Raw genomic sequence first — 24,966 nt, 5'->3', positions numbered from 1 at the left:
ATCATCTGGCAAAACTTCAACCTGGGGACCGTGTTCTGATCCATTCTGCAGCTGGGGGGGTGGGTCAGGCTGCTGTCCAAATTGCTCAACAGGTGGGGGCTGAAATTTTTGCCACGGCTAGCCCAGCTAAATTGGATTGGTTAAAACAGCAGGGCATTGAGCATGTCATGAACTCCCGCAGCCTGGATTTTGCGACGGAGATTCAGGAGAGAACCCAGGGACAGGGAGTGGATATTGTTCTCAACAGCTTTACAGGAGAGTTTATTGATAAGGGCTTTGAGGTGCTGGCTGAAAACGGACGCTTTGTTGAGATTGGCAAGCTGGGCATCTGGAGTACGGAGCGGGTTGCGCAGCATCGTCCAGATGTAAGCTATTTCCCGTTTGATCTGGGAGAAGTTGCCCAGACTGTTCCCAGACAGCTACAAGATTTGTGGTGTGACTTAAGTCAACAGTTTTCCACGGGGCATCTAAAGCCGCTACCCCATCGCGTGTTTTCCGCTGACGATGTGGTTGATGCCTTTCGGTTTATGCAAAAGGCACAGCACATTGGGAAAGTGGTGGTGCAGTTCCCCGATGGGCCAGTGTCTATCCAATCTGAGGGCAGCTATCTGATTACTGGGGGGCTGGGTGCTCTCGGCTTAGACGTTGCCCGGTGGTTGGGGCGACAGGGGGCAAAACACTTGGTTTTAGCAGGGCGTAGTCAACCGTCACCAGTGGCGCAGCAAATCATCGCTGACTTGCAAGCAAACGGTACACAGGTGTCGGCTTTACAAGTCGATATTACTCAGCAAGCCGATGTGGCGCAGCTGTTTCAACAGATTGCCCCCCTGCCAAAGCTGCGAGGGGTGATTCATGCAGCCGGTGTGTTGGATGATGGTGTGCTCCAGGAGATGAGCTGGTCTCGGTTTGCCCAGGTTCTGGCTCCTAAGGTGAAGGGGGCTTGGTTATTGCATGAGAACACAAAGCATCTAGATTTGGATTTCTTTGTCTGTTTCTCGTCGGTGGCGTCTTTGCTGGGGGCACCGGGGCAGGGGAACTATGCTGCGGCCAATGCCTTTTTGGATGGGTTGGCCCATTACCGTCAGGCCCAGGGATTACCAGGGTTAAGTATTAACTGGGGCCGGTGGTCTAGCGGTATGGCGGCAAATCTTCCCCTTCAGGACCGGCGGGGCTTAGGAATTATTGCCCCAGCGACCGGTGTGCAGGTTTTGGGTGACCTGTTGGCCACCGCTACTGCCCAAGTCGCTGTCTTGCCAGCAGATTGGTCCCAGTTCTTTGAACAGTTGCCCAGGCATCTGACCATGCCTATCCTGGAGGGATTACGACCGGCAGAACCGTCATCTCAGCCGTCGTCCACGTTTCTCCAGCGATTAGAAACCGGTCCAATTGCTAAGAGACAGGAGCTGTTGATTCAGTTTATTCAGAAAAACGTGGGATATACCTTGGCCATCACTGATCTGCAACAGATTGATCCTCAGGAGTCGTTGTTTGATATGGGGATGGATTCTCTAATGGCGGTGGAGTTTCGCAATCGCCTGCAGTCAGAATTGCAGATATCTATCTCGGCAACGGTGTTATTTGATTATCCGTCGGTGGATGCGATCGCAACTTACCTCTTCGAGAAAATCTTTCCCCCAGACCATCCGGACCCGACTCCCCCCTACCGCTCGCCGCAAACAGATGTTTCTGAGATTCGAGCAGAGGTGACCCAGCTTTCAGAAGCTGAAGCCGAAGCCATTCTGTTGCAAGAACTGGAAAGCATCACTCAATCATCAGGGGGGCAATAACGTGAGTAGTAACCATTCAACGCCTTCACCTCAACATCAGCCCGATGGTTTGTCCGCCACTAGCTTGTCCGCTACTAAGCGAGCCTTGATTGCCCTTAGGGAAATGCGGGCTGAACTGCAAGCGGTGAAGTCTGCCCAGACTGAGCCCATCGCCATTATCGGCATGGGCTGCCGTTTTCCCGGTGGTGTTAATTCTCCTGATGAATTCTGGCAATTGCTCCAGCAGGGACAAGACGCCGTTGGCCCAATTCCCTCAGATCGTTGGCCTGGGCAGGCAGCTACTTATGAAACCACGACATCATTAGCGGGACTGCTGGACCAGGTGGATAGCTTCGATGCCCAGTTTTTTGGGATTACGCCTCGGGAAGCTCGTAATTTGGATCCGCAGCAACGCCTGCTGCTAGAAGTCAGTTGGGAGGCGTTGGAACAGGCCCATCAGGTGCCACACCAGCTGCGCAACAGTGCCACAGGGGTGTTTGTCGGTATTAGCAGCCAGGACTATGCCAATCAGTTGTTGGCGGCAGACGAACCCGTCGACACCTATTCCGGTACCGGTAATGCCTTTAGTACGGCGGCTGGTCGGCTTTCTTATCAGCTGGGCCTAACGGGGCCAAGTCTAGCCGTTGATACCGCCTGTTCCTCTTCCCTTGTTGCCGTTCATCTGGCCTGTCAGAGTTTACGGCAACGAGAATGTACCCTGGCACTGGCCGGTGGGGTCAATCTCTTACTGGATAGCCACACCCATGAGGTGCTTTCCCAAACCGGTATGGTGTCTCCTGGTGGTCCTTGCCGCACATTTGATGCCGGTGCCAATGGCTATGCTCGCGGTGAAGGCTGCGGGGTGATTGTGCTCAAGCGGCTTTCGGATGCCCTGGCGGATGGAGACCCCATCCAGGCTATCCTGCGGGGCTCAACCACTAACCAGAACGGCCATCGGGGTGGGTTAACGGCTCCTAATGGCCCTGCCCAAGTTGAGGTGATCCGCCAAGCACTGGCGAACAGTGGTGTCGATCATTCACAAATTAGCTATGTGGAGGTGCAGGGGACAGGCACCCCTCTGGGAGACTCCATTGAAGTCAATGCCTTAGGGGAGATTTTCCCTCGGGATCGCACCACCGCTCAATTTCTGCATATCGGCTCTGTCAAAACCAACATTGGTCATCTAGAAGCTGCAGCTGGTATTGCCAGTGTGATCAAAGTGGTTCTGCAACTGCAGCATCGACAAATTGTCCCCCACCTCCATTGCCAGACACCGAACCCGCACATTGATTGGGATACGTTGCCGGTGACGGTGCCAGAAAGCCTGACACCCTGGGACGTTAAGGATGACCGACGTATGGCTGGGGTGAGTGCCTTTGGGTTTAGTGGGACAAATGCCCATGTGATTGTGGAGGAAGTCGGAAAACTAAAATCGGAAGTCGGAAGTCGGAAGTCGGAAAATCAGTCTAAAAATTTACTTACGTTGTCGGCTAAGAGTAAAAAAGGGTTAGAGACGCTAGTGAATCAGTATGGGCAACACTTAGAACGATATCCTGAGCAGGGATTGGCAGATATTTGTTGTGGTTCGCAGGTGGGGCGATCTCACTTTACCCATCGGTTAGCGATTCGAGTTACCGATCGGCAAGGGCTGATGACGGCACTGCAACAACTTGAAGCGGGTCAGACGTCAGCCCAGGTGCAGCAGTGGCAATTGCCTAAGACGAACTACAGGCCCAACATTACCTTTTTGTTTACGGGGGACGGTGCTCAATATTCAGGAATGGGGCAGCAGCTCTATGAAACCTACCCTGTTTTCCGGCAAGCCCTTGACCAATGTACCGAGGTTCTGCGTCCACATTACAATCTGCTGGAGATTCTCTATCCGGATCTGTTGTCCTCTGAGTCAGGGCAGGGCTTCGACGGTGAGCTCAGCCGAACCGCACAAGGCCAGCCCCTACAGTCTCCCTCTCCTTCTCCCCCTCTCCCCCAAACCGCCCTATTCGCCTTTGAATATGCCCTCGCTCAGCTCTGGCAATCCTGGGGTATTCAGCCTAACCAGGTGATGGGCTATGGCTTAGGAGAATTTGTGGCGGCTTGTGTTGCGGGTGTTTTTAGCTTGGCGGATGGACTACAGTTGATTGCCCAGTGGGACCAATGGTGGGCAAACATCACAGATCGGGGACAGGCACTGACCGTGCTCGCACCTGTATCCCAATGTCAGACATTGCTGGCCTCCTATGGAGCATCCGTTGAGATAGTGGCGTATAACAGTCCGAATCATTTTGTACTGTCTGGTGCGACTGCAACAATGGCTGACATTTGTGATGCCTTGGAGGATGAGGGCCTCCTATACAAATGCTTGGAAACGGGTGCGCTTTCGCCCCATTGGGTTCAGTCTTCGCTATTAACGCCGTTGCTAGCGAAATTTAGGCAAGCTGCAGAGAACATTTCCTATGCCTGCCCGCAAATTCCCCTGGTTTCAACCATTAATGGCACTTTAGTAGGAGATGAGGTGGCTACCCCTGATTATTGGAGCGATCATTTTCTCCAACCCATTCAGTTTACGGCTGGCATTAGAACACTGTATGAACAAACCCAGGAGTCCAGCGATCTTCTGGGACCTGAGCAAGCGTTAGAAAAGGTGCCGTCTCAAAACGGGAAGACGCACTCTTTAACAGAGCCACTATTCCTCGAAATGGGGCCTAAGCCGCTATTGATTGGGATGGGACAACAATGCATATCTTCAGGGATATGGTTGCCCAGCTTGTATCCAAGCCAATCTGACAAGGACTCTATTTTACAGAATTTAGGTTCGCTCTACGTGCAAGGGGCAGCGGTGAACTGGCAACAGGTTAATGTCGGTGTTGATTACCAAAAAGTTGACTTACCCACCTATCCCTGGCAACGTCAGCGCCATTGGTTCCAAGAGCCAAAAACGGACATACAAGATAAAAGTTTGTCTGATCGTAGGGGCGCATGGCCATGCGCCCCCTCAGTAGAGATGTCCCATGCGCGGAGAATTCCGGATACTAGCTATCTTCCGTTTCAAATTTTCTGTTTATCTGCAGCTACTGAAGCAGAGCTATTTACCCAGGCTGAAGCTACGGTCAAGCGCCTACAAACATCGTTAGATTTGGGACCTAAACCAGACCTAGCAGCGATTTGTTTTGAGGCAAATACTTATGATAGTGGAGCGCGATCGCGCCATCCCCATCGCCTAGCCGTCATCGTTCAGTCCGCAGAAGAACTGCATCAGACTCTCCTCCAATTCCTCGCGGGGCAAGATGTTCCCAATGTGTTGTGGGGACAAATCAGTAGCCCCACAAGTGCGGACATCACCTTTCTATTTGGCGGCTTTCAATGGCCCTATCGCGGGGCAGGGTATGAACTGTATCAAACTCAACCTGTTTTTCGAGAAGCCATCCAACGCTGTGATGCCATTGTGCAATCTCTCTTGGGAGGATCGCTGCTGGATTACCTTTATTCTGCCAATAAATCTCCTAATGAAACTGCCCCAACAACTGATCAGGACATGGTTTATGCCATGCCTGTCATATTTACCTTGCAATATGCCCTGTATGAACTATGGAAATCTTGGGGAATAACACCATCATTGTTGCTGGGGGCCAGTTTTGGTGAATACACTGTGGCCCATGTGGCTGGGGTGATTGACCTAGACGATACATTACATCTGTTGGCATCCTTTGGGCAGGCATTAAAGGGAGTCGCTCCCACTCATCGAGCGGTGATCGTCAATGCTAGTGAAGCTGTAGTAACAGAAGCAATTAAACCTGTTGCCCAGGAGGTGTCAATCATTGTTTACGCCGGGGCCTGTAACTTAATTTCAGGAGAACCTGCAGCGATGGAGGCCGTGATCCAACACCTGAGTGATCAACAGGTGGCCACCATTGATCTACAGCTGACCTATGGATTCCATACTCAACAGCTCCAGACACCGGAAGTACAAAATACGCCAACAATGGCAGATATTTCTCTGTCTCCTCCCCAGTTAAAGGTGGTGTCTTCTTTGACGGGAGAGCTAGTTGATCAGGTCCTGACCACCTCGAATTATTGGACTCGCATGGCCCTGGAACCAGCCCAATTTTCTAAAGCGATTCACACCTGTCTGCATAATGGCTGCGAGATTTTTCTCGGCGTCAGCGACGATGCCGCCAGTTTGAGCATGGGGCGGGCCAGTGTACCGCCTGGAACCGGGCTGTGGCTAGCAAGTTTACGGGAGAAATTATCGGATTGGAAACAACTGCTGCGCAGTCTGGGCGAACTCTATATCCGTGGAGTCCCCATTGATTGGGCAGGCTTTTATCAGGGCTACCCTCAGCGTCAAGTCATGACGGATCCATTGTCTGTCCCAGCTTTATCCCCTGTGATGCAAGCTCTACAAACGGGCCATCTGGACGCGCTAGTCCATCAATTGAGTACGGGGGGAATTTTTTCTCCAGCTGAACAACAGCTTTTACCGAAGCTATTACGGCAATTATCTCAACAATATCGACAGGAGCTATTCTCTCAGGATCAACCTGACCTCGTAGTAAGTGCAGAATTACCAAGAACGCACCGTTCCCAACAGAGTATTCTTGCTCAACTAGACACAGCATCTAGTGCCGAGCGTCAGCAGCTTTTGAGTAGCCATATTCAAACTGCGATCGCGCAAATCATGGAGCTACCCCCAGCCCAAGTTTCTCTGCTTGAACCTTTGGGTAATTTAGGCCTCGATTCCCTGATGGCCCTCGAACTCAAAGAAGCGCTCGAAAGTACCCTGAGGGTGGACATTCCCCTGGGGCAATTAGTTGAAGGGGTAACTATTGCTGGGTTAGCTCGATTTATTGATGACGCCCGTGATGGAACGACAGTAGAAGCAACCGATAGTGCAGAACCAGATTTAGAAGCAGAGGCCATTTTAGAGCCAGCTATCGATCCTACGAACCCGGCATTATTGTCCGTATCAGATCCGTTACATGCCGAACCAATTTTGCTGTCTGGAGCCACTGGTCTAGTGGGCGCTCACCTGTTAGCTGAACTACTGCAGCAAACAACCGTCGATATCTATTGTCTTATCCGGGCTCAAGATGCTGCGGCTGCCCAGCAAAAGCTAAAGCGCCAACTTGAAACCTTTGGTTTATGGCAGCCCTGGTTTAACCAGCGTATTGTGCCAGTGGTGGGGGATTTATCAGCACCTTGGCTGGGTCTGTCAGCCGAGGTGTTTCAACAACTAGCCGAGAACATCGGAGTGATTTACCACAGTGGAGCATGGGTTAATCATGTTTATCCCTATTCCACCTTGAAGGCGACTAATGTGTTGGGTACATTAGAAATGCTGCGTCTGGCCTGTACCCATAGAGTTAAGCCCGTTCACTTTGTTTCCACGCTTTGGGTGTTTATGGCCTCGGCCTATACAGATGACCAGGAGCCCATTCGAGAAGAGGATCCGTTACTATCTCCCAAGGGACTGAAGCATGGCTACTTGCAAAGTAAGTGGGTGGCAGAAAAGTTAGTGGAAACAGCGCGAGATCGCGGTCTTCCCACATCTATCTATCGATTAGGTATTGTGACTGGGAACAGTCAAACCGGAGTAGGTAATAACGAAGACTTGTTTTCTCGCATGATTAAGGGGTGCGTTCAGCTAGGCCAGGTGCCTGCGCTCCCAGGGGTGTTCAGTAACTATGTACCCGTTGACTATGTAGCTCAAGCCATTGCCCAGCTTTCTCTTCAACCTATGGGGTCTACATTCCATCTGCTTCACCCCCAATCTATCCCCACGGAGAACCTGTTCCAATGGTTAAGTTCTTTTGGGTATACCCTTAAGAAAATTCCCCTAGATCAGTGGGTCGCCATATTAAAACTATGTCCTGAGAATTCTCTCTATCCTTACATGGTAGATTTTCGAGAAGATCTACTAAATCTTCAAAAAGCTGGGATAGATTTTAGCCGTATTAATACCCAAAATACTGCTATTGGGCTGGCTAACAGTGGTTTGAGCTATCCGCTCTTAGATGAAACATTACTCAAAACCTATGTAACCCATTGGCGTCAAAATGATTTTTTACCCAAGGCCGATTCAATTCCGGTGCCTTAGCTGGGGCAACTATGCCGCTGCAACGACAGCATTGATTGCATCAGCTTCCCCCTTTTCCACATCTAAGCCTAGACGGCACCATTCCATCATGCCCCCCTGGATGTTATAAACTTCCTTAAACCCGGCTTTAGCCAGTTGCTCTCCTACTAAATAGCTACGTTGGCCAGCCAGGCAGATAATGGCAACAGGGGTATCTCTCTTTTTAGTCAAATCTTGTAGCCACTGAGGCCAGCGATTTTTTCGACTTTCTTTAGACCGTAGACCCAAGAGAACGTCAGTCATCCCCACTAACCTGGCATTGGGAGCTCGAAACGTCTTGTACTCTATCTCCATGCGAACATCAATGAGAATAGGTCGGTTAGGTAAGTTTAGAAATTCCTTAGGAGAGATGTTAACGCAGCAGGGTTTGGATGTGGATTGCATGGGATAGTCTCCGGTTTAGTGATTAGGAGTCGCACAGCTCCTGTGCAACGTTGAATCTATTATCAGAAAACTCCCCGACAGAAAACATCCCGAAAAATTCAGGTTTATTCAGGTTTCAATTCAGGTTTATTCAGGTGTTTAAGTAAAGGAGGCCATAGGTGTGATCTGGATCTTATAAGGGAATGATGACGCTCACCATGTTCCCCTGTAAACCGACGAACTAACGACGAATGGATCGATCTCGAACCCGAAACCAAATACGACGAGTACTAATGATGGCTATTGCTACCATAAAGCCTTGGTACAGACGGTTGGATAAAACTTTTCTGATAAGCTCTCCCTGGAGGAGCATGTCTCCCTGGATGTTTTGGATGCCTGCAATTGCGATCGCAAACACCACCCCCACTATCAAAATAAATCCAACCGTCCACATGATATTAGAAACAGCATAAGACAGCTTATCCACCAAAGAGGTAAAGGTATATTTTGGGAAATCCAAAAACTGTTCCAATCGATTACGGGCTGTATCGGCTAACCTGAACCATTCTTCCAGTTGCGTATAGCTTTGCTCTTGATTGAATAGATTCCGTGACTGTTTGCGTATCCGTTTTCGCGACTGTTTACCCATGGATTTCAGATACTTAGTCAGCAACTTGATAGAATCAATCTTGCTATCCAGCCGCATTACGATAGTGTCATACAGTAACGTTGCCCTCACCAAATTCAACGTGTCGCGAGCTACTGGAATTTGATACTTTCCAGCCAGCTTCATCACCCCTAACCAGGCCGTCATCGATGTCCGTTCCCACCATTCTGCATGTTTAGACTCAAATGCAAAGACAACTTGCCAATAAATCAGCTCTAACTCACGCTCAAATGAATCGACATCAATGGGAGGTAAGGGTTCTAAGACACTGATGGCACTTTGCACCATGCCTCGAACATTTTTATTAATAAAACAGTAATTAAGTCGTTGGCTATGACGACGAGTTTTTTCACTCATGGTCCCACAGGCCCCAAAGTCAATAAACGTTAGTTTATTGCCAGGCCGAATCACAATATTGGCTGGATGGGGATCAGCATGAAAAATAATGTTTTCTAAATTACCCCAGCAATTTGCCCAAGCTAACCGTTTGGCCACAATTGTTGGGTTGATATCAATGCTTTCCAAATAGGCAAGGGCGTCTTTATCCTTCTGCTCAATGGCAGCTAGAACTTCCCAAAGCCAAACGCCAGATGCAAATTCTGTGACTAGAAGATCTTCACTCAGCAGTTCAAAATAGACCTTTGGTGCATTGATAAAGGAATTTTTCGATTCTTTCACCGTTTTACGAAAAACTTCCTGGTATCGGGCCTCATGGCGAAAATCTAATTCTCCCAGGATGACCTCCCGTAAATCGGCTCTTAAATAGGTGGTGGTGCCTGGGCGAACAATGGCTAACAGTTCCACTATCCCTAACAGCCAATTCAGGGCTTGCCAATCAGCCATCATAAGTTTGCCAATATTGGCGCGACGTACCTTGACTGCCACCTTATCGCCATTGTGTAAAACAGCTTGATAAACGCAGGCAATTGAGGCAGAGCCAATAGGTTCTGGGTCAAACTGAGTAAAGGTGTCTGCTAAAGGTTTTTGGGTAACCCGTTCAATCACCTGGATGGCATGCTTTGTTGTTTCGGGCGGTAGCTTATCTAAAAGTTTAGATAGCTCAAGGCAGTAAGGGTAGGGCAATAGGTCAACCCGCATCGCCATTTGTTGACCAAGTTTAATAAAAATCCCCCCCATGCTTTGTAATATGATCCGTACCCGCTGGGCGCGGCGCTCTACCGAATCTTTTCGTTGTAGCCAATCCCAAAATATGAGAGTCCAAAATTTAACGATGGCATATATCCACACCCCCAATCTCATCAGTACCTGCAGAAAACTCACCTGGATTTGCATGATGCTCATCATCGGTGGTGGGCTACCATAAATATCGGGATTTATACCTAACTGTTGGCGACGTTGCATAGAGCGAATAGGGGCCTCATCCTCAATCCCCTTCGAGGAACTATGGGATTCGGGTCTATTGTTTTCCCATGGTTCGAGGGAGTTAGTCTCTAAAACTTTTTGAGATCGCCTTTTCCGTTTGATCAAGCGAGATTTAGAGGGCTTAGCGGTTTGAGAAAGCCATGATTGAATGCCTCTGCTAACAGCCTTTTGGACGCGATAGGAAGATGATGATCGTTTGATATTGGGCAAGTTTGTGTAAGCTGTTGGTGATGAACCATTGTCACCGTTAACGTTTATGGGTTTGATCACTTTAATTCGAGGTCGCTTACGATTCTTACCCATGATTCTTAAACTTTTTTAAAAACACAATGATGCATTTGAATTATTTTAAATTTATTTGAATTGATTTATTTTGAAGTGGTCGTTTACCTGCTCGAATTTAATCATTTAGTTATAAATGGCTGAATGATTAGAAATGTAAGGATCTATCTATATTCTCAAAAGAAAACGTTATTTTCATGTATAAGTCTTCTTTATATAAGAACGTTTGAATTTGTTAATGTAGGCAAGGAGATTTTATATTCCAATCATCTTAGAAAGCAAGACCGATTAAATTCCAGCTTTTGGATGTACAGGTGTTCTATAGAACACCTGTACAAAACACATTGTCAACTCTTTTGATCCCGAGCTTTATCGCTTGTCTCTATGCCCTCCTGGCTTTACCTCTCCATAGGAGATTATTTCATGTACCATAATTAATATTTAGTTTATTAGTTTCTCACTCTGAATTAGAGCAACTTGTTGCATGATGCTGATCATGCTTAGCCATTAACCGAACCAAAATCAGGATTTTTAGGAACCATGAAAAATATTCAAATGCCTGTTGTTGTTAATCTTGGTAAGACGAGCAAAAAGAATATCAAGAAGCTTGAAAAAGGTCGCGGGAAATTAATGGATGAAGTTCAGGAAGTTTTAGAACGTACCCAATACCAGTTGGGTGATGCAGCAGAGGATAAGATTCTTGTCCCTATTGTGGTGGTGTATAAGGAAAAGCCAAAGAAAATTAAAACAGCCCTAGATTGGTTCAATAAGCAAGCTGTTCTTAAGTAGAGGAACTGTATATTAAAGAGTAAAAAATATCTTGGCAAGCGTTTCTGTTTCACTCGGCCATTTCCCAGCTAAACTCGTCAGCCATAGCCCTTGGACTGATTCCATGTTGGTGAATAGTTATTTGCTCAGTAAATCAGTTCAATTCACTTGACAATGCAGCGAAGATATAAACTAGCCATTGCTTGTATTACACTGGCAATGATTGCATTGGCAGTGCATAGGCATCTATTTCCCAAGGCTTCTGAGCCAGTGCAATCATTGCCAGAAGTCCCTGAAATTAATGCCAATAAACCTGAAACGGTTGTTGCTTTAGGGCGTGTGATCCCCAAGAGCGGCGTCATCAGTTTATCTGGCCCGTCTCAGTTGTTTGGTGCACGAATTGCTGAAGTGAATGTTCAAGAAGGGGATGAGGTAACAGCAGGTCAAATAATTGCCTTGTTGGATACGTTTTATTCCCAGCAAGCAGAGTTAGCTATGGCCGAACAGAGAGTTTCAGTGGCCAAAGCTCGGCTGGATAAAGTCTTGGCTGGTGAAGCTAAACTTGGAGATATTGCTGCCCAGGAAGCAGAGATTGCTAATTTAGAAGCTCAATTGCGTGCGGAAGTGATTGAGAAAAAGGCTTTGATTGAGCGTATGCAGGCTGAATTGCAGAATGCGGAAAAGGCTTATCAACGTTTTCAAGTTCTTTACGAAGATGGTGCCATCAGTATTTCTGACTTAGATGACAAGCAAGAACAGTTTGAGGTTGCCCAGGCCCAGTTGAATGAGGTAAAAGCTCAATTAGAAAATATTCAGTCCAGTCGTACTCAGCAGATCCGCCGTGAAAGTGCCACTCTAGAAAGGTTAGAGGAGGTGCGTCCAGTGGATATAGCTGTTGTTCAAGCTGAACTTAAAGCCGCTACCGCCGCCGCTGTAACAGCTGCTTCCAACTTGGAACTAACCCGTATTCGAGCTCCAGTAGCTGGACGCATTCTAAAAATTCATACTTTGCCAGGTGAGCAAATGGGTCAGAATGGCATTGTGGATTTAGGACAAACCCAGGAGATGTATATCCTGGCTGAAGTATATGAGACCGATATTGCCAAAATTCAGGCAGGACAAGCTGCCATAGTCAAATTGAGTGCCTTATCTGATGAACTTCAGGGCACCGTGGAAAAGATCTCTCATCAAATAGGGCAAAAAGAAGTTTTTGATAATGATCCGGCCTTGGAAATTGATGCCAGGGTCTTTGAAGTGGAAATTCGTCTTAACCCATCTGATAGTGAGAAAGTGACCCAGTTCATTCATATGGAAGCCGACGTTACCATTCAAATCACTTCTTCGGTCCAATGAATTTCTTTACATCAGAAGCATGGCTCCAACTCACCCATAAGAAGTCTCGTCTGTTTGTGAGCTTGTTAAGTGTCATGCTCTCGGTCACGCTGATGTTTACCACCACGGCACTGCGTGATGGCATTTTTGAGGATGCAGTTACGATTCATAAATCTCTGAGAGCTGATTTATTTATACAACCGGGGCAATTGGAGTATTTTTGGGCGCTAAGCGCGCGGGGATTTCCTCGGCGGGTGATGGATCGAGTAGCCGCTATTGGTGGCGTCACGGAAACCAGCCCATTTTATATGAATTGGACCAACTTCAAAAACCCAGAAACATTAGCGCAAAAACAAATTACTATTTTTGCCTTTGATCCTGAGCGCCCTGTATTTAATCTGCCTGAAATTAATCAGCAGCTGGATGTCATAACGCGGTCTAACACATGGCTCTATGATCAGCTGGCTAAGCCTGGATATGGGCCTATCATTCAAGAAGTTCAGGAGAGAGGCTCGTTTACAACAGAAATAGCAGATAAAAAAATTACCATTGCAGGTCTTTTTACCTTAGGAGGAGGCATTTTATCCGCTAATGGCATCCTGATTACGAGTGATTTTAACTATTCAAATTTATTAGGTTTTTCCCTGGCTAAAGCAAGTTTAGGACTGGTTAATTTAGAAGAGGGAGTAGATCCTCAAGCCATTAAACAGGAGATAGTCAGTATTTTGCCAAAAGGAATAGAAGTATTGACAAAAGAAGAACTGATTGCCAATGAGAAAAAATATTGGACGACGGGTTCACCCATTGGGTTCATTTTTAATACATTGGCAGTCATTGGTTCGATATTTGGGGGAGTAATTGTCTATCAAATCCTATTTACCCAAATTTCAGATTATCTATCTGTCTATGCCACCTTTAAGGCAATTGGTTATACAAACCAATATTTGATCAATACAGTTCTCCAAGAAAGCATGTTAATGGCAGTTCTGGGGTATATTCCCGGATATATTTTTTGTCTCTATCTCTTTAATTTAGTTCAGAGCGCTACTCGGCTGCCTATGGATATGAGTTTTAGCAGAGCTGCTTTGGTCCTTGTGCTAACGTTTATTACCTGTGCGTTAGCAAGTATTGTAGCAATTGTAAAACTAAAGGATGCCGATCCTGCTGATCTCTTTAGGTAAGAGTCTAGTCTGAATAATTTTTTATTTCGTGTGCTGAGCCGATGACTAAGCAAACCATTATAGAGGTTAAAAACCTCAATCATTACTATGGTCGACGGACACTACGTCAGCAGGTTTTATATAACATTAACCTTTCCATTGAATCTGGAGAAATTGTTATTCTAACTGGGCCTTCAGGGTCTGGTAAAACCACGCTACTTACATTAATTGCCGGTTTACGATCAGTCCAAGAAGGCTGTTTAATGGTTCTCAATCGAGATATTTCTAAAGCGAGCGATCGCAAACGGCTAGAACTGCGCCATCAGCTAGGCTACATTTTTCAGCACCATAATTTAGTGCCCTTCTTTACCGCCAGACAAAATGTTGAGATGGCACTAAAGCTAAACCCTGGCCTATCAAGAAAACGATCCCAGAATCGGGCAGAAGCGATGCTAGAATCTGTGGGCTTAAAGCCCCAGATAACAAGCTATCCTCACCAAATGTCGGGAGGGCAAAAACAGCGTGTCGCCATTGCCCGTGCCCTAGTCAATCAACCCAAAATTCTACTAGCGGATGAACCTACTGCGTCCTTAGATAAAAGCAGTGGACGTGATGTCGTTGAGCTGATGCAGCAGCTCACCAAACAACAAGGCTGCACCATTGTGTTAGTGACCCACGATAATCGAATTCTTGATATTGCTGATCGAATTATTAGTTTAGAAGATGGTCGTTTATCCCAGGCCAAGGGTGAATTGTTGCTGAACATCAATAACTTGATGTCGGAAATTTTTCAAATGGAAACCAGTCAAATTAGAACATTGATTGATCCATTATCAATTGAGCAATTTTCCATATTCTTGAAGCAGCTTAATAAAGAATTCGAGCAGATTCTAAGTACGATGAACCTGCTCAAAAACCGTTCTGTCAATCAAAAACTAAACTTGATTATACAGGCGGTCTCTATTAAAATTTCTCAGCTGATAGCTGCCCAACAAGTAACTTTTTTCGTGGTAGATAGAGATCGGTATAAGCTTTGGTCGCAAAGCGCACGCAGTGCCTCTGGAGAACCGATTAATATTGAAATTCCCTTAAATGCTGGTATTGCCGGTCATGTTGCTACGACGGGAGAAAGTCTAAATATTCCTAACCCCTATAACGATTCTAGATTTAATCCTCAAGTTGATAGGGATACTGGGTTTAGGACAAGAAGTATCCTTTGTATGCCGATTTTTAACTCTAGTCGTGAAGTGTGTGCCGTTATCCAGGCCCTCAATAAAATTGGTGATGCAGCCTTTGACCAGGCAGATGAGACCAGGTTTTATGAGTTAACCCAATTTCTAGGAAATGTTCTGGAAACCAGTATTTTATATGCGCGAGAAACCAATGTTTCTCGGCATCAATCGTTGATTCAAAACGCCCATGAATTAAGGCGACGAGTAGACTCTCTATCCACAGATAAATTTATTGCTTTTCTAGATCAACTTAACCAGGAACTTCAATCTTTTTTAGACTCTGCTGTATCTCCTGACAAATCAGTGTTAAAGCAAAAGCTTCAAGTTCTGCTGCAGGTTATTTTCCTCAAGATTGGTCAAACCCTTCGAGTAGAGAGAGTTGCCGTTTTCTTAGTGGATCTCTCGAACCAGGTCTTGCGTACCAATACCGCCATAGATGAAGATAATAATCTTTTTGCAATTGAGATGCCGCTTGATACTGGGATCGCGGGATATGTTGCAATCACAGGAGAAGTCCTCAATATTCCATCCCCCTATGATGACCATCGCTTTAATCCACAAATTGATAAAGATGCTGGCTTTATTACTCGAAATATATTGGCCCTACCAGTTTTTGGTTTCCAAACAGGTGAAGTGATTGCCGTTATCGAGATCATCAACAAAATAGGTGACATGCCTTTTGATTCAGAGGATGAGGCAAGACTATTGGAGTTTATCCGTGAATTAGGTAATGTTTTCCAAATGAGTATCCAGTGTATGCGTCATGCCTATCAGTATTTGAGCTGATTTCTAAGGAGAGTTAGTAGCAGTGTCAATCAAGTCCAAAGTAGTGCTGATGGTTGGGGCCTCGTCAGGATTTGGAAAAGCAACCGCAGAGATGCTGTTAGAACTGGGTTGCATTGTCTATGCCACCTCTCGAAGTGTTGAGAAAATGCAAGATCTGCTTATACAGAAGGCACATCTCTTAGGGTTGGATGTGACAGATAATGCCTCGATCATAGCAAGTGTAGAACAGATACTTGCGGAGCAAGGGCGTATCGATGTTGTTTTTGTGAACGCTGGTTATGGGGCTTATGGAACAATAGAAAGTATCGCTATAGAAGAAATCCAAAACCAGTACGACGTTAATGTTTTTGGTGTGGCAAGGGTCCTCAAGGCTGTGCTCCCCGCTATGCGTCAGCAGAAAAGTGGTCGAATTATTTTCACCGCTTCCCTCGCCAGTCATCTCTCGATAGCGTGCACAGGCTGGTATGCGTCAACTAAACATGCCATAACTGGTATTGCCAGGGCATTACGCCAGGAGGTTAGAGATCTTGGGATTGAGGTGATTATTATTGAGCCTGGAATAGTTAAAACAGGGTTTGATCGTGTTGCGTTTGATTTACTGGATCACGTTGAGCATCCCGCTGATTATTTGCCTTTAGTTGATGACTTCAGGCATTCTATGGCCACGAGTTATGCCAAGGCTCCTGGAGTAGACAGTACGGTAAAAGCTATGGTGGCAGCAGCCATCGCCAAACGCCCCAAAACCGTTTACTGCACTACAGTCGATGCCAAGGTTTTGAAATTTTTGCAGGGCGTGTTAAGCGATCGCATCGTTGATTGGCTAATTCTCTTTTGGCTTAAGCAAGCTTCGCGCAAGCATTAGGGATATCTGGCTAATGAGTAAGCTAAAGGCGCACCACACGCTATCAAAAATCAATCCCTTTACCTCAATTGCCAACGTAGGAGTAGCGAATTCAACACCACGCTGATGGAGTTAAAGGCCATAAACCCACCCACCCAGATGATTTGGTCAATCATAACTAGCTTGTGTTTCCGCAATCTCGGTGTGACATTGCACCGAGCAAAGCATTACAAAATGTGGGGCCAGTGCTGAGGTCCTTTGATATTGCCTCATAAGCGTACCCTAGGCCATCACCTGGTCAGCAACCTGTTTGAAGAGATTAGATAATGGATGCTCGGGAAAACGTAAATAGAACAGATCGCTACTAGCCAACTCCATCATTTCATCACAGTTAGGAAAGAGACCCGCCACATCAGTTTCATAGGTCTCGGCGATTTGCTGTGATAGTGCAGGAAAATCAGTGTTTTGTAGCACTCGGTTGATCACCATCAACATCTTCGGTACCTTTAACTTCCGAGAGAGATCGACCATCACTGCTGTACCTTGAAAGTCTTGTTTGTCAGGTCGCAAAACAATGACCAAAATGTTAGAGACTGCTATCGCCAGCAGTGTTTCTTCATTGAGTCCAGGATGGGTATCAATGAAGATATAGTCTAGATTTAGCTCTTTAACCAGATCTCGAAAGCCATCCCGTAGCAGCTTAACATCATATCCTTCCTGCAATACTCGCGTAATGTCTGCTAGCTCACTACTGGATGGGACTAGAAAAATTTCTCCTTGATTTTGTTTAACCTCAGGGGGGGTGATATCATGGGCGGCTTCGACGATGGTGCAATCTCCCCAGAGATAGTCATTTAAGGTCTGGTTCATCGTGTCTGGTTCAAGGCCAAACAAGATATGAATACCAGGTGACTGTATATCAGTATCAATGACAGCAACTCGGTGTCCGGTGCTTGCGATCACAGCTGCTAAATTTGCAGTTGTATTGGATTTACCAGTACCTCCTCGGTAGGAGTGAATTGCTACAACCTTAGCCATTTTATTAATTTTAAAATTAGGATAGTGCGTGTAGAAAAACTACCATAACTTATAAATACCCTGGGCGATTACGGCGATCTCTTAACAATCTTCCTCAGAAAAACGAAGGTTATCAGCCTCTGCCATTAAATGCTGAAAGTAATCAGTCTGAGCAATCTTTTTAACTTCTCGGCGTCGTTTGGTTTGGTCAATCTCGATTTGCAGCTTTTTGATCTGTTGCTTTAAAGCGTCTTCCGCCTGTTTCCGTTCAGTAATCTCCTGAACAATGCCTTCATAGTACAAAACTTGTCCAAGGCTATCTTTCACCACTCGACTATTTTCTTCAATCCAGATTGTCCTACCATCCTGGCAATAGCACTGGTATTCAAATTCTTTTAACTGGCCCTTGATTCTAAGCGTTTTTTCATAGGTTATCTGTATCTGTGGGTCAACAAAGCGTTTTGCCCAGATCGAAGGCACCTGACGGATCATTTCGACCGGTGATTTATATCCATATATCCGGGCCATGGACGGATTGACTCGAATATAGTCCCCTGTGGATGTTGTTTGAAAAATGCCCTCTAAAGCATTCTCGAAAATACTGCGATACCGTTCTTCTGCCAGCTTCAGTGCTTCTTCTGCTTGCTTTTGAGCGGTCACATCTTGCATTGCCATGAGAATGGCTGGCTCATCTTTAAAAATAAACGGACATAGTGAAACCATCGCCCAAAAGTGCTCACCCTGTGCCCGCACACACGCTATTTCTCCTTCGAAAGTCTGTTGATTCAGTAATGCTGCAATGATTTGCTCACGATCGGCTCGATTTACATAAAAGTCTGTTGTTTTTCGACTGAGAATCTCTTCAAAGGAAATTCCTAGAATTTCACAGGTTTTAGCATTGGCATATAGAAATTTACTCGTTGCAATGCAACCAATGCTTAAGCCAACGGGCGAGGATTCTGCAATTAGCTGAAACTGTTCTGTAATCTGCTGTTTAGCGATGATAGCTCGTCGGTATAAATCAGACTCAACGGTCTCAGCATGAACTGTTGACGTTTCTAAAATCAGTTCTAAATCCTGTTTGTCTTCATAAACCTCAGCTAGAATCAAATCAGCATGCTCACTCACATTTTCCAGCATTACTTCGAGATCTGCTTTTTCTTGCTGTATTTTCAGCAATTGGTGTCGTAAAACTTTCAGCTGTAATTTGAGGTTATTAGTCTCTGACTCCATTGGCGATGAAGCTGCCGTAATTTAAGTCATGGATCAAGCAGCCATCATGACTAGAAGTACTATATCACCGCCCAATATCGATACATTTATCAAAAGCGCAATATCAAAAGAGTGTATCAAAAGGTAAAGCTTGCAAAGAGATGATTCAAGATGTCCCTCAAAAAAAGTCTTCGCGGTAAAATTAGCACCTGTCACGTGTTAAGACCGCATACTGTCCTATCTCAACTTTTTGCGATCGCTGAAGGGATGAGCCAGTCTAGCACCATTGCTATTCAACAGTATCCATATTCAATCCATCCCGAGGAGCAGCAATGCCAACTTTATTTATAAAGACTCTAGGTAAAAGCAATACTATAAAATGACCCTGCTGCGTGTTCCTATTTTTCATTGTCTACGGTTTTGCCTATCTATCTGGATGTGTGGTGTCTGTGGTGGTTTGATTGCTGAGTCAGTACTGGCCCAAACCCGATATGCCCAGAGTGAATTTCCAGAATCGATTGATATACAGCCATTGCCATCCGAGCGGATACTTGACATTCCGATTGATGTCGCACCATCCCCTGCTCTCCCAGGTACAGTGCCAGAAAGCATTGTGATCAGTGCTTTTGAGGTTATAGGCAGTACAGTCTTTAGTGAGTCAGACTTAGCAACGATTACAGCCCCTTATCTCAATCGTCCTCTCACCCCAGCTGAGTTGTTTGAGGTGCGTTCAGCCATTACGCAGCGCTATGTAGATCAGGGGTATGTCAATTCCGGTGCTTACATTCCACCCCAAACGTTGACCGATGGCATTTTGCAAATTCAAGTGCTGGAAGGTCAACTAACAGATATCAATGTCGACATAGTTGGGAGATTATCCCCCAACTATGTTCGTAGTCGGTTAGCTCTGGCTGGGTCTACACCGCTGAATTCAGAACGTCTGTTAGACGGGCTACGGCTACTACAGCTCGATCCTCTAATTCAGAACATTACGGCTGAACTAGCAACGGGGACTGAGCCGGGCACAAGTATTTTAGATGTAGAGGTGACAGTAGCGGATACATTTGACGTCGAGCTACGCACAGACAACAATCGTTCTCCCAGTGTCGGCAGCTGGCGACGGGGAATTGCCCTAACTGAAGGTAATTTGCTGGGCCAGGGCGATCGCATTGAGCTGGAGTACCTCAACACTAGCGGTAGTGATGAAGTCAAACTGGACTATACATTTCCCGTCAATGCTCGCAACGGCACCATCGGCTGGCAAACAAGCTTGTCCGATAGCTCAGTGATAGAAGACCCGTTTACGGTCCTGGATATTCAATCAGAATCACAAACCTATGGGGTATCTTTTCGTCAACCGCTGGTACAGACTCCCAACGAGGAATTGGCGTTAGGACTGAGGCTGACACACCAGCGCAGCAAGACAGATTTTTTGAGTGACGTAATTGGTGAGTCTGTCGGCTTTCCTTCCCCTGGGGCCGATGCGGACGGGCGAACCCGACTGTCAGCTTTGCGTTTTTCTCAGGAATGGACCCAAACGGGCAATCGTGAAGTGCTAGCGCTGTTTTCTGAATTTAGTCTGGGGCTGGATCTATTAGAGGCCACTGTTAATGACAATGCTCCCGACAGTCAGTTTTTTGCCTGGCGTGGGCAGGCCCAGTGGGTAAAGCTATTGGCTCCGGAAACTCTGCTGTTGCTCAAGGGCGGGCTACAACTGAGTGGTGATGATCTGCTGCCGCTAGAAGAATTTGGTCTTGGTGGACAGCAAACAGTGCGGGGGTATCGCCAAAATGTTTTGCTAACTGATAATGGATTTTCTCTGTCAGGGGAAGTGCGTCTGCCAGTGTTCCGTGCCCGTGAGATTAATGGACTGCTTCAGCTTGCACCCTTTGTAGATATGGGAGGTGGTTGGAATCATAATGGCACTAACCCAGATCCCAACGTATTGGTCTCAACTGGTGTAGGTCTACTGTGGCAACAGGGGGATCGCCTAACGGCTCGTCTGGACTGGGGGATTCCCCTGGTGGACATTGATAAACGAACATCGTCTTTGCAAGAAAACGGCCTTTACTTTGCCATTAACTATCGCCTTTTTTAACCGTTGTTCTTGACTATTGTTGCTAGATTCACGCTGGGTTTAATGCCATGGTTTCACTGAGTTTTCGGCCCCTGAAGCGATTATTTTTAGCCCCCTGGCAGCACCGTTGGCGGCGTCTACTTTTAGGATTTATGACAGCGTTGCTATGTGCTGTATTTTTGCCAGCAGGATTGGTCAGGGCAGATTTTCGAGGACCAAAGGAGCAGCTGCATGCAAACTCACAACAAAGTCGCGACCTGTTTGAAGCTGGTGCCTACAGCGAGGCAATTGCACAACTCCAACAAGCGGTTGAGCTTTACCAAAATAATGGTGACAATCTCAATCAAGCCCTGGCCCTAAGGAATCTGGCCTTTGTTTATCAACAGTTGGGGCGTTGGTCCGAGGCCAGACAGACGATTTCCAGGGGGTTAGAGGTCATTGATCAGCTACCAGCAGCGGAGCGCTCACCAATCTTGGCCAGGATTCTAGATATACAGGGCCATTTGTATCTCAGTCAGGGTAAGGCATTAGACGCTTTACAAGCATGGCAATCGGCCACTGAGATTTACGACCAACTGGGCGATGAAGATCGAAGGCTGCGTTCCATACTGACCCAGGCCCAAGCATTACAGGCTATGGGGCACTATCGACGTGCCATTGTCACCCTGAGTGATTTGACAGAGGCCCTCGCTGACCAGCCTGATTCTGACATTAAGGCAACAGGACTGCAGATGTTGGGTGAAGCTTTGCGTGTGGCTGGCGATCTGGAACAGGCTGAGACAGCATTACAAACCAGTTTAAGGATGGCCCAACAATTGGGCCTATCGCAATTGATCGTAACCATTCAGGTGAGCTTGGGGAATACGGTTGAAGCCCGAGGACAGTTAGAAACTGCCCAGCAATACTATCAACAGGCTGTTAACCAATCGGCAGAACCCATTACTACCATTCAGGCCCAGCTGAGTGAACTGGCGGTTTTGATCAATACCCAACAATGGCAGCGAGCAGAATCACTGGCGCGACAAATTCAGCCATCACTAGAAGGGTTGCCCTCCAGCCAGGCCGTTGTCTATGCCAAAATCAACTTGGCAGAGAGTCGTCTCAAAATTAGCCAACGTAATGCTCGCTTAGAAAAAGTTCCAAGATACTTGGGAGCACCCCACTCAACAACCGTGCCCAGTACCTATACCCGCGATAATCTCGATTTGGTTGATTTGTTTATTGATCGCTCCATCGACTCTATCAAAGAGACTCCTTTGGCACCCGATAACGGGTTCGAAAGTAGGACTATCCCAGATGCATCAACCTACACCCGTAACAATCTCAATTTGGTCGAACAGTTTTTAGGAGGACGCTCATCTGCCACAACAGTTCGTGGACCAGCAACAGCTATTGATGCTGATACTTATACCCGTGGTAATCTCAGTCTGGTCGAACAGTTTTTAGGAGAGAATGGGAGTGTTCCCCAGACAGCACCTGCATTAGAAGTACCCAGGCAAACACCGTCAGCCAATGCTCAAGCAGATATTATCCAATTGCTACAGCTGGCTCAAAAGGATGCTCAAGCACTGGGAGATTTACGCTCAGAGTCCTATGTCCTGGGTAGTTTAGGGCATCTATATGAACAGGCGCAACAGTGGCAAGAGGCCGAAGTTTTTACCCAAAAGGCGCTGCTGATTTCTCAAAGCCTAGATGCCCCAGAAATTTCCTACCGTTGGCAGTGGCAACTAGGGCGGATTTTCAAGGCAAATATTCCTCAAAGCAGTTCCAAAAACTCCCAAAACCCTAACTACACGAAAGCCGTTAAGGCTTATGGTGAATCGGTCAAAACCCTGCAATTGCTGCGTAGTGACCTGGTCTCGATCAATCCTGAGGTGCAAGCGGCTTTTCAAACTGGTGTGGAACCGATCCATCGTGAACTCGTTAGCCTACTGCTGGCGGACACAACAGTTCCAACGGAAAATCTTGAAAAGGCCAGGACTGTAATGGAGTCTTTACAGCTGGCAGAACTCGATAATTTCTTTAGGGAAGCGTGTCTATCGGCTAACCCAGTGCTGATTGATCAAGTGGATCGTCAAGCAGCGGTTGTTTATCCGATTATTTTGCCAGATCGACTGGATATAATTGTGCGGCTGCCAGGCCAAGCTCTCCGTCACTACAGTAGCGCTGTCTCGCAGTCCCAATTAGAGGCGACTGTGTTGGACCTACGACAAGCCCTGGTACAAAAGACTAGTCAGCGCTATTTGAAGCTATCTCAACAGGTATATGATTGGCTGGTGCAGCCCTTGAGTACAGATTTAGAAAATAGCGATGTCAATACCCTGGTATTTGTTTCTGATGGGGTCTTGCGAAATGTACCCATGGCGGCACTCTACGATGGCCAACGGTACTTGATGGAACGCTATGCCATTGCCTTGACTCCAGGACTGCAACTGCTAGAGCCCACCCCAATTAAGCCTCAGAATTTGGGAGTACTCGCCGCTGGTTTGACAGAAGCACGTCAGGGATTTCCTTCACTGCCTAACGTGGCCCCTGAAATTGCCGAAGTTGAAGCCAAGCTCTCTGCCCAAAGGACCTTGCTCAATCAAGACTTCACCCGTGACACCTTTGCTAAGGCCATTCGGACAGCCAATGCACCGGTGATCCACTTAGCTACCCATGGTCAGTTTAGCTCCAATTTTGATGAAACCTTTATATTGACCTGGAATGACCGACTGAGTGTGCATCAACTTCGGGATCTCTTGCTGACCACTGGCTTAGACCAAACAACATCATCTGATGTCGTGGAGCTACTGGTGCTGAGTGCCTGTGAGACTGCTATTGGTGATCAGCAGGCAGCATTAGGATTAGCCGGTACTGCGGTCCGTTCCGGTGCAAGGAGTACCTTAGGGTCTTTATGGCAAGTCAGTGACGAAGCAACCGCTTTGCTGATTAGCCGGTTTTATGATGAGCTGATTTCTGGTGAAGTGACCAAAGCAGAGGCATTACGTCGTGCTCAGCTCTCAATTTTAGAAATTCCTCGCTTTCGACAGCATCCCTTTTTCTGGGCTCCCTACGTTTTGGTGGGTAACTGGTTATAAGAAGCTGTGAGCCGTTTGCTGCTACGGCTCAATTGCTCAGCTATGATTGATAGGCTGGATATCTACCCCAAGGGCAAAGTTTTGGAGAGCGAACATGGAAATAAAGGGTAAGGAGTATGAGGTTGTCTATGAGCAAGCGATTTCAACCGTAACTTTCAAAGGCGAACTAGCTCTGATGGGCATGGGGGAGTATCCACCAATTGCAAACTTGTTAGAGCAGTGTCTAGAAGATGCGACGAGCCAGGAACCCAGCCAACTGACGCTGGATCTGCGGGAGCTTAAATTTCTGAATAGTTCTGGCATTAACGTTATTTCGAAGTTTGTTATCAAAGTTCGTAGATCAGCTAAAGTTGCTATGACGATCAGGGGCTCTGACACGATTCCCTGGCAGGCAAAGTCTTTGGTAAATCTGAAGCGCCTGATGCCTGGGATGATTGTGGAGTTAGGCTAAAGAATACTCTTTAACTCTTTCTACTTAAGACACAATAGGGCTTCGAATCATATTTTTGGATAAGTCCAAGAGGTGATAGGGGTGTATTGTTCAGTAATCGGCTATAAATGAACAATACCTCTTTTATTAAAGTAATTGCATAGGTTGTGCCTGTCCTATCGCCTCCTTAATAGATTTTGGATGTCCTTTGTACCTGTAGCTATGAGGACCAGTTGTTACAGGAGAGTAATCAATATTGTAATCAGGGACAACGATATTCAATGTACCTGGAATCAATCATTAATTTTTGCGATTAATTGCTAGAGCAGAAATAAAGCGTGATAAATAATAATTAATGCCTTTGTGTTTAGTAGATAATATTGTTCTTGTAGAACTATTTAGGCAATGGTTATAAACCTTGTTCAAGGTCATAATCG

At 46.5% G+C, this 24,966-nt stretch carries 14 protein-coding genes; 10 read left to right on the top strand and 4 right to left on the bottom strand.

Translation table 11 applies throughout. From position 1 onward, the window contains the following. Positions 1–1,787, top strand: a 1,787-nt coding sequence (locus DXZ20_RS17515) for a type I polyketide synthase (RefSeq protein ID WP_250565802.1), incomplete at its 5' end; no start/stop codon positions are given. A 1-nt stretch (position 1,788) separates the two neighbouring features. Then, a complete protein-coding gene (locus DXZ20_RS17510) occupies positions 1,789–7,860 on the top strand; it encodes a type I polyketide synthase (RefSeq protein ID WP_163699545.1) in 6,072 nt (2,023 codons plus the stop codon). 9 nt (positions 7,861–7,869) lie between these two features. Here the strand turns inward: DXZ20_RS17510 and DXZ20_RS17505 are convergent, their stop codons facing one another. Further along, positions 7,870–8,283, bottom strand: coding sequence for a rhodanese-like domain-containing protein (locus tag DXZ20_RS17505; protein WP_163665572.1), 414 nt, complete (start codon positions 8,281–8,283; stop codon positions 7,870–7,872). A gap of 220 nt (positions 8,284–8,503) precedes the next feature. Then, complete coding sequence (locus DXZ20_RS17500; RefSeq protein WP_163665570.1) at positions 8,504–10,615, bottom strand: ABC1 kinase family protein; 2,112 nt, start codon at positions 10,613–10,615, stop codon at positions 8,504–8,506. Between the two features lie 519 nt (positions 10,616–11,134). Between DXZ20_RS17500 and DXZ20_RS17495 the strand changes: the two genes are divergently transcribed. The 5 genes from DXZ20_RS17495 to DXZ20_RS17475 all read left to right on the top strand — a co-directional run bounded on the left by DXZ20_RS17495 (position 11,135) and on the right by DXZ20_RS17475 (position 16,734). Continuing rightward, positions 11,135–11,383: a DUF6200 domain-containing protein gene (locus DXZ20_RS17495; RefSeq protein WP_163665568.1), complete on the top strand. Its 249-nt coding sequence runs from the start codon at positions 11,135–11,137 to the stop codon at positions 11,381–11,383. 153 nt (positions 11,384–11,536) lie between these two features. Beyond that, positions 11,537–12,715 (top strand): HlyD family efflux transporter periplasmic adaptor subunit, encoded by a 1,179-nt coding sequence (locus tag DXZ20_RS17490; protein ID WP_163665566.1) that lies wholly within the window; start codon positions 11,537–11,539, stop codon positions 12,713–12,715. After that, positions 12,712–13,875 carry an ABC transporter permease DevC gene (gene devC / locus DXZ20_RS17485; RefSeq protein WP_163665563.1) on the top strand — a complete coding sequence of 388 codons (1,164 nt, stop codon included), beginning with the start codon at positions 12,712–12,714 and terminating at the stop codon, positions 13,873–13,875. Before DXZ20_RS17490 ends, devC begins: the two co-directional genes overlap by 4 nt. Positions 13,876–13,916: 41 nt before the next feature. Further along, positions 13,917–15,872, top strand: a complete 1,956-nt coding sequence (locus DXZ20_RS17480; protein ID WP_163665562.1) for an ATP-binding cassette domain-containing protein — start codon at positions 13,917–13,919, stop codon at positions 15,870–15,872. Between the two features lie 22 nt (positions 15,873–15,894). Further along, positions 15,895–16,734 carry an SDR family NAD(P)-dependent oxidoreductase gene (locus DXZ20_RS17475; protein ID WP_163665560.1) on the top strand — a complete coding sequence of 280 codons (840 nt, stop codon included), beginning with the start codon at positions 15,895–15,897 and terminating at the stop codon, positions 16,732–16,734. Positions 16,735–16,995: 261 nt separating this feature from the next. Here the strand turns inward: DXZ20_RS17475 and DXZ20_RS17470 are convergent, their stop codons facing one another. Next, positions 16,996–17,751: a MinD/ParA family ATP-binding protein gene (locus tag DXZ20_RS17470; RefSeq protein WP_163665558.1), complete on the bottom strand. Its 756-nt coding sequence runs from the start codon at positions 17,749–17,751 to the stop codon at positions 16,996–16,998. Positions 17,752–17,832: 81 nt separating this feature from the next. Beyond that, positions 17,833–18,963 carry a PAS domain-containing protein gene (locus DXZ20_RS17465; protein WP_250565801.1) on the bottom strand — a complete coding sequence of 377 codons (1,131 nt, stop codon included), beginning with the start codon at positions 18,961–18,963 and terminating at the stop codon, positions 17,833–17,835. Positions 18,964–19,321: 358 nt separating this feature from the next. Here DXZ20_RS17465 and DXZ20_RS17460 point away from each other — a divergent pair, with 358 nt between their 5' ends. From DXZ20_RS17460 to DXZ20_RS17450, 3 genes are all read left to right on the top strand, one after another. Next, positions 19,322–21,040 carry a ShlB/FhaC/HecB family hemolysin secretion/activation protein gene (locus DXZ20_RS17460; RefSeq protein ID WP_163699543.1) on the top strand — a complete coding sequence of 573 codons (1,719 nt, stop codon included), beginning with the start codon at positions 19,322–19,324 and terminating at the stop codon, positions 21,038–21,040. Positions 21,041–21,087: 47 nt separating this feature from the next. After that, on the top strand, positions 21,088–24,099 hold the full coding sequence (locus DXZ20_RS17455) for a CHAT domain-containing protein (protein ID WP_163699541.1): 3,012 nt from the start codon (positions 21,088–21,090) through the stop codon (positions 24,097–24,099). A 94-nt stretch (positions 24,100–24,193) separates the two neighbouring features. Next, positions 24,194–24,550 (top strand): slr1659 superfamily regulator, encoded by a 357-nt coding sequence (locus DXZ20_RS17450; protein WP_163665554.1) that lies wholly within the window; start codon positions 24,194–24,196, stop codon positions 24,548–24,550. The last annotated feature ends 416 nt before the right edge of the window (positions 24,551–24,966 follow it).

It is taken from the genome of Adonisia turfae CCMR0081, from assembly GCF_011009555.1.
Lineage (GTDB): Bacteria > Cyanobacteriota > Cyanobacteriia > Phormidesmidales > Phormidesmidaceae > Leptothoe > Leptothoe turfae.
This window is presented reverse-complemented; position numbering and strand designations above follow the sequence as displayed.